This is a genomic window from Mesorhizobium sp. M7A.F.Ca.US.014.04.1.1, from assembly GCF_003998745.1.
GTDB classification, from domain to species: domain Bacteria; phylum Pseudomonadota; class Alphaproteobacteria; order Rhizobiales; family Rhizobiaceae; genus Mesorhizobium; species Mesorhizobium ciceri.
In genome coordinates this window covers 1-6,427 of record NZ_RZRW01000343.1, presented here as the reverse complement: position 1 = coordinate 6,427, position 6,427 = coordinate 1, and the positions used below count along the sequence as shown (strand labels likewise).

Below are 6,427 nucleotides of genomic sequence, written 5' to 3'. Positions count from 1 at the left end.
GTTCAGAGACTTGGCCAGCGCAGTGGCCAGCGTCACCTTGCCGAAATACTTGCCGCCGTAATTGTCGGGCGTCCAGTTGCCGATCTTGATCGGCGCATCGTTGCGGATGCTGTCGGGCGTGCGGCCGGCTTCAAGAGCGGCCATATAGACGAACGGCTTGAATGCCGAACCCGGCTGGCGACGTGCCTCCGAAGCACGGTCGAACTGGCTGGTCGAATAGTCGTAGCCGCCGACCATGGCGCGCACCGCACCGGAATCGTCGATCGACACCAGGGCGCCCTGGCTGACGTTGAGTTTCTTGCCGCTGTCGTCGATCAGCCTGCGGATCGATTGCTCGGCGAGCTTCTGCAGGTTTAGGTCGACGGTGCTGTCGATGACGATATCGCCGCGTACGTCGCCGATCAGGTCGGGCAGTTCCTCCATGATGGTATCGGCGACGTAATTCTCCGAGCCGGTCCAATAGGACGGCGCACGCGTTGCCGGCGCGCTCATCGCCGAGGTCAGTTCCTTGGCGCTGATCTTGCCCTCGTCGCGCATGGCGGCAAGCACCAGCTGCGAGCGCTCCTCGGCGGCCTTCGGATCGCGTGCCGGGGACAGCCGCGACGGCGCCTTCAGCAGGCCGGCAAGCAATGCGGCTTCCGACAGGGTGACGTCGCGCGCGCTCTTGCCGAAATAGCGGCGCGAGGCGGCTTCGACGCCATAGGCGCCAGAGCCGAAATACACCCGGTTCAGGTACATTTCGAGGATCTGGTCCTTGGTGTGCTTGTGCTCCAGCCATAGCGCCAGCAGCACTTCCTGCACCTTGCGCTCCAGCGTGCGGTCGGGTGTCAGGAACAGGTTCTTGGCCAATTGCTGGGTCAGCGTCGAGCCACCCTGCGAGAAATGCCCGCCAAGCACATTGGTGACCATGGCGCGGGAAAGCCCGATCGGGTCGATGCCGAAATGCGAGTAGAAGCGCCGATCTTCGATGGCGATGACGGCTTCCGGGATATAGGGCGACATTTCGTGCAGGCCGACCGCCTCGCCGCCGCTCATGCCGCGATTGGCGAGCAATTGGCCATCTGCCGAGACGATCTTGATGTTGGGGGCGCGGTCGGGAATCGACCAGGTCGTCGCCGCCGGCATCTTGGCGCCGTAGTAGATGACGATGCCGGCCACGGCGATGCCGCCCCAGATGGCGAGCACGAAGCACCAGTAGAACAGCCGGCCGAGCACGCCGAACAGGCCGCGCCGGCTTCTGCCGCGCTTGACCCGCGACGATTTCCCTTTGGCCGGCTTGCGTTTTGCGGAGGCTTTGCGATTGCTCGGCACGACGCGATCCTCCTCGTTCACCGAAAGACCCGCCGAGGACCGCGCCTGCGGCGGCCCCTCGAAACTGGGTTCGATGCGACTGTCTCTGCGGTTCGCCATGCGCTGTGCTTGATGTCCCCGATGCCTATGGCGTTCGGGTTGAAGAGTAGATGCGGCGATTTAAGGGCGGGTTAAGTCGTGTTCGAATGCCGGCCTTGGGGTTGGGCAGCCAAAAACGCCAGCGTCTGCTCTTTGCAGGTTACTGACGCCACGCTGTTCGCTGTCTCGTTCAGATGGGCTCGAACTTCACATCCGGCTGGTCGGGACCGCCGGCTTGCCGCAACAGCGCGACAATGTGTTCGCCCCTGTCGACCGGCTGTCGCCTCCAGTTCGAGGCGTTCGTGACGTGCAGCCAGCCCTCGACCATCATGAAAAAATCCTCGGATTGATCATGTCCGGCGCCGAAGCGAAGCGATTTGTTTTCAGCGAATCGAACCAGCGCCGGATCGATCGACCTGTAGAGCACAGGCCAGTTGCCGCCGCCGGAATCCATATGAAACTTGTAGCTCGGGGCGAAATCCAGCCGTCGCCGCAAAAGGCTTCCGTCGAAAAAACAGAAGCCGGGCCACAGGAACCAGCCGCCTGGCGTCGGCGTATCGCGCCGCACGCTGCCGTAGAGGCTTTTGCCCTCCATCCGGGCGCGGATCGAAAACGGTTCAGTCGGAAAGATGTCATGATCGATGAAGCCGAACAGCTTCGGCCCGAACCTGGGCAAGAAATTCCGCACGATCCAGTTGAGCGCTTGACCGTGCGATCTGCTGACGACCAGCCTGTTCTTCGGCAATGCGACATAGGGGACATGCTGGCGACGGCAGAGATCGCGGATTGCTTCCCTTGCCTCGCCCTTGTTGCTGTTGTCGAAAACGATGTAGCTTTCGTGCTCGGCCAGGTATCGGCGTACCAGGTGGATCTGCCATTCGATCATTTCGGGCCGGTTGAAGGCCACGGTGGCGACGACCGCATCGCGGAATACCTGCTCTTGCCCCTGCAATTCGCTGACCGGTGCGGATGTCCTCAGAAAGCGAAACACCCGCCAACGATAGCGCAGCAGCGCCTCGCGCCTTGGCGGCCGGTTCAGCCTCTCCCACTCCGCCACGGTGATCGGGGGCTGATCGACGTCTTCCGGGGCGTCAGAAGCAACCATGTCGCGCCCCCGCATGGCTTAGTTCTGCTGGATCGAAATGCCCTTGTCGTCGATCTTGAGCTCGACGCCCTTGGGTTTGGTCTGCTCGCGATAGACATAGATGCCGAGCGCGATGACCACGACGACGAGCGCGCCGATGACGAGATAGAGCGTATTCTGTTTCATGGCGCGCTCTTTGCGTTGTCGAGCCTCAGGCTCGTTTCAGAACCTTGACCAGTACCAGCAGGATGATGGCGCCGATCGTGGCATGGATGATCGCGGCGAGAGTGCCGCGGCCGATGGAAAAGCCGATCCGCGGAAACAGCCAGCCGGCATGAACGCACCGACGATGCCCACGATGATGTTGCCGATCAGGCCGAAGCCGAAGCCGGAAACGATGAGACCGGCGAGCCAGCCGGCGATGGCACCGATGATGATGAAGACGAGCAAGCTTTCGACACCCATAGCGATTTCCTCCGAGCAAGAGGGCGACCGCGGACCGGAAAGCCCGAATCGGCCTCGACATCAACAGCTTAGGCTATTCGAAAGCAGCCGGCCTCACCAGCGGCGCGCTTATTGATCGTCGTCGTCGCTTGCGGCAGGGCGCCAGCTGGTCGGCTCGACCTTCTTTTGCGTGTGACTGTCGATATAGACCCACCAGCCGTCGTCGCGATATTGCGCGATGGATTCGTTGATGACGCCGTCGCTGTCCTTCCAGGTCACGGAGACCTTGGAGCCGTCTGTCGGCGCGGTCGCAATCGGCTTTCTGTCCGCCATGTCATTATCCCCAATTGCACCGACAAACTGAGCCGACAGAACGCGACGGCCTGTATCCGGTTCCAAACGGTCACCGGCCCGCGGAGCGCGCCAACGGCCCTCAGCTATGGGCGAAGATATCCTCTTCGTCCCAGCCCATCAGGTCAAGCTTGGCACGCGTCGGCAGGAAGCGGAAGCAGGCATCGGCCTCCTTGGTCCGCCCATCGCGCGCCAGCCGTCCGGCCAGTACATCGCGCAACCGGTGCAGATAGAGCACGTCGGAAGCCGCATATTCGAGCTGTTCGGGCGACAGCGTCTCGGCCGCCCAGTCCGACGATTGCTGCGCCTTGGACAGCCCGACGCCGAGAAGCTCGAAGCAGATGTCCTTGAGCCCGTGGCGGTCGGTATAGGTGCGGGTCAGCCGCGAGGCGATCTTGGTGCAGAACACCGGCTCCGGCATGACGCCGAACGCATTGTAGAGAACGGCAAGATCGAAGCGGCCGTAGTGGAACAGCTTGGTTACGCCACGGTTCCTCAGCAGGCTGACGAGGTTCGGCGCCTTCTTCTGGCCGGGCGCGATCTGGATGACGTCGGCGCTGCCGTCGCCGGGCGAAATCTGCACCACTCACAGCCGGTCGCGATGCGGATTGAGCCCGAGCGTTTCGGTGTCGATGGCCACTGCCCCGACATTGTAGTGCGAGAGGTCGGGCAGGTCGTTTTTATGGAAACGGATATCGGCCATTGTCTTCTCCGGTCGAGCCCTACAGTGCCCCCTGACCCGCAGGGGATGCTGCAGCGCTTTATCTTGTGGCCCGTCCTCGCCGCGATCGGCTGAAAAATCAACAGGAAAACAGGGGTTCCGCTGCTCAGCGCGTCAAGGCATCGAGAATCCGCGCCCAGGAGCGCTGGCCCTTGTGGAAGGAGCTGAGCTCGTATTTCTCGTTGGGCGAGTGGATGCGGTCGTCGTCGAGGCCGAACCCGACCAGCAGCGATTCCATGCCGAGATAGGTCTGGAAATCGCCGACAACCGGAATGGAGCCACCGCTGCCCGTCGTAACCGCCGGCTTCGGCCATTCGTCGGACAGCGCATTCTTGGCCTTGGCCAGGAAGGGCGAGTCGTAGGAAAGCTGGATTGCCGGCGAGCCGCCATGCGGATGGAATTCGACGGAACAGTCGGCCGGAATGCGCTCCTTGACGAACTTCTGGAACGCGGCCCGGATTTTTTTCGGGTCCTGCTTGTGGACAAGGCGAAACGAGACCTTCGCCGAGGCTTCGGCCGCGATCACCGTCTTGAAGCCCTTGCCGGTATAGCCGCCGATGATGCCGTTGAACTCGGCCGTCGGCCGCGCCCAGGTCAATTCCAGCACGGAGCGGCCCTTTTCGCCCGACGGGATCGACAGGCCGACCGGTCCCAGGAACGTCTCGGCAGTCTCGCCGAGCGTCTCCCATGATTTCAGGATCTGCGACGGCGTTTCCTCGACGCCATCATAGAAGCCGGGAATGGTGATGTGGCCGTCCTTGTCGTGGACATCGGCCAGCACCCTGGCCAGGACGCGGATCGGGTTGGCGGCGGCACCACCATAGAGGCCCGAATGCAGGTCGCGGTCGGCGGCCTTCACCGTGATCTCCTCACCCACCAGCCCGCGCAATCCGACGCAGATCGACGGCGTGTCGCGATCCCACATGCCGGTATCGCAGACCAGCGCGAAATCGGCCTTGAGTTCGCCGGCATTGGCCTCGAGGAACGGCTTCAGCGAAGGCGAACCGGATTCCTCCTCGCCCTCGAACAGGATGGTGATGCGGCAAGGCAGATTGCCATGCACCTGTTTCCAGGCGCGGCAAGCCTCGACGAAGGTCATCAACTGGCCCTTGTCGTCGGCCGACCCCCGACCGACGATCACCTTGTGGTCCGGCCCGACCTCCTTGACAGCAGGCGCGAACGGATCGCTTTCCCACAATTCGATCGGGTCGACCGGCTGAACGTCATAATGGCCGTAAAACAGCACATGCGGCGAACCGGCCGGGCCGTCATGGTGCGCAACCACCATCGGGTGGCCGGGCGTGTCGCGAACGCTGGCGTCGAAGCCGATCAGCTCGAGTTCGGCCACCAGCCATTCCGCCGCCTTGCGGCAGTCGGCGGCATAGGCTGGATCGGTGGAGATGGACTTGATCCTGAGCAAGCCGAACAGGCGCTCGAGGCTCTGGTCGAGATTCTTGTCGAGACGGTCGAGGACGGGGGAAACTGCGGACATATGTGAAGCCTTTCGATTCAGAACCGGAACCGTAAAGGCATGACGGGAAAACGAAAAGCCCGCGATCATTGGACCACGGGCTGCAAACGTCTCTGCGAGGCAAAAAAAGACCGCCGTGGTGGAGGGGGAACCACGGCGGCCTTCTACTCGAAACGATGCGGCAGCCCGGAGAGGGGGGATAGGCTGCCGCAGGTGTCCGGGATAGGCGGGGGACGGGCCTTGCTCCGGACTCGGCGAAAACTGCCGATGACGTGTATTTGGGTCTCTGAACGTGGCGATTCAAGGGCACGAAAATTACAGTTTTGTAACATGGGCGTGAGCAGGGTGACGGCGATCTGTCAGGGTGTTGCCGGAACCGATAGTCGAGGCTGCCTTTGGCATGGACCAAGCCGCCGCGCCGCGCTATCCCTGCCGGCATGAAAAAAGGCGATCATCTCTTCCTTGTCGACGGCTCCGGCTACATCTTCCGTGCCTATCACGCGCTGCCGCCGCTGACCCGCAAATCCGACGGCCTGCCGGTCGGCGCCGTTTCCGGCTTCTGCAACATGCTGTGGAAGCTGATGCTCGACGCCCGCAATACCGATGTAGGCATCGTGCCGACGCATTTCGCCGTCATTTTCGACTATTCGTCAAAAACCTTCCGCAACGACCTCTACCCCGAATACAAGGCCAACCGCTCGGCACCGCCGGAAGATTTGATCCCGCAATTCGGCCTGATCCGCCAGGCGACCAGGGCGTTCAACCTGCCCTGCGTCGAGATCGAAGGCTACGAGGCTGACGATCTGATCGCCACCTATGCGAGGCTCGCCTGCGAAGCCGGCGGCGATACCACCATCATCTCCTCCGATAAGGATTTGATGCAACTGGTTGGCGATACGGTCGCCATGTACGACCCGATGAAGGACCGCCAGATCGGAATTCCGGAGGTCATCGAGAAATGGGCCGT

Annotated in this window: 5 protein-coding genes and 3 pseudogenes; 1 reads left to right on the top strand and 7 read right to left on the bottom strand. The window is 62.3% G+C overall.

What is annotated here, in order from left to right:
- The 7 genes and pseudogenes from EOA22_RS21355 to EOA22_RS21325 all read right to left on the bottom strand — a co-directional run.
- Window positions 1-1,410, bottom strand: a 1,410-nt coding sequence (locus EOA22_RS21355) for a transglycosylase domain-containing protein (RefSeq protein WP_164755707.1), incomplete at its 3' end; no start/stop codon positions are given.
- Between the two features lie 169 nt (window positions 1,411-1,579).
- On the bottom strand, window positions 1,580-2,494 hold the full coding sequence (locus EOA22_RS21350) for a hypothetical protein (RefSeq protein WP_063170334.1): 915 nt from the start codon (window positions 2,492-2,494) through the stop codon (window positions 1,580-1,582).
- Window positions 2,495-2,512: 18 nt separating this feature from the next.
- Window positions 2,513-2,659, bottom strand: a complete 147-nt coding sequence (locus EOA22_RS21345) for a hypothetical protein (protein WP_013529552.1) — start codon at window positions 2,657-2,659, stop codon at window positions 2,513-2,515.
- 25 nt (window positions 2,660-2,684) lie between these two features.
- A pseudogene (locus EOA22_RS21340) lies at window positions 2,685-2,938 on the bottom strand (GlsB/YeaQ/YmgE family stress response membrane protein).
- Between the two features lie 108 nt (window positions 2,939-3,046).
- Window positions 3,047-3,250: a hypothetical protein gene (locus tag EOA22_RS21335; RefSeq protein ID WP_013529550.1), complete on the bottom strand. Its 204-nt coding sequence runs from the start codon at window positions 3,248-3,250 to the stop codon at window positions 3,047-3,049.
- Between the two features lie 100 nt (window positions 3,251-3,350).
- Window positions 3,351-3,971 (bottom strand): annotated as a pseudogene (locus EOA22_RS21330) (ribonuclease D).
- 124 nt (window positions 3,972-4,095) lie between these two features.
- A complete protein-coding gene (locus EOA22_RS21325) occupies window positions 4,096-5,481 on the bottom strand; it encodes a M20/M25/M40 family metallo-hydrolase (protein ID WP_063170335.1) in 1,386 nt (461 codons plus the stop codon).
- Between the two features lie 416 nt (window positions 5,482-5,897).
- Between EOA22_RS21325 and EOA22_RS21320 the strand changes: the two are divergent.
- Window positions 5,898-6,427: pseudogene (locus EOA22_RS21320) on the top strand (DNA polymerase I); the annotation flags it as partial.

Bases quoted from the DNA above. Each gene is read 5' to 3' on its own strand.
- EOA22_RS21350 (WP_063170334.1), bottom strand. From the start codon at position 2,494: ATGGTTGCTTCTGACGCCCCGGAAGACGTCGATCAGCCCCCGATCACC.
- EOA22_RS21335 (WP_013529550.1), bottom strand. From the start codon at position 3,250: ATGGCGGACAGAAAGCCGATTGCGACCGCGCCGACAGACGGCTCCAAG.
- EOA22_RS21345 (WP_013529552.1), bottom strand. From the start codon at position 2,659: ATGAAACAGAATACGCTCTATCTCGTCATCGGCGCGCTCGTCGTCGTG.
- EOA22_RS21325 (WP_063170335.1), bottom strand. From the start codon at position 5,481: ATGTCCGCAGTTTCCCCCGTCCTCGACCGTCTCGACAAGAATCTCGAC.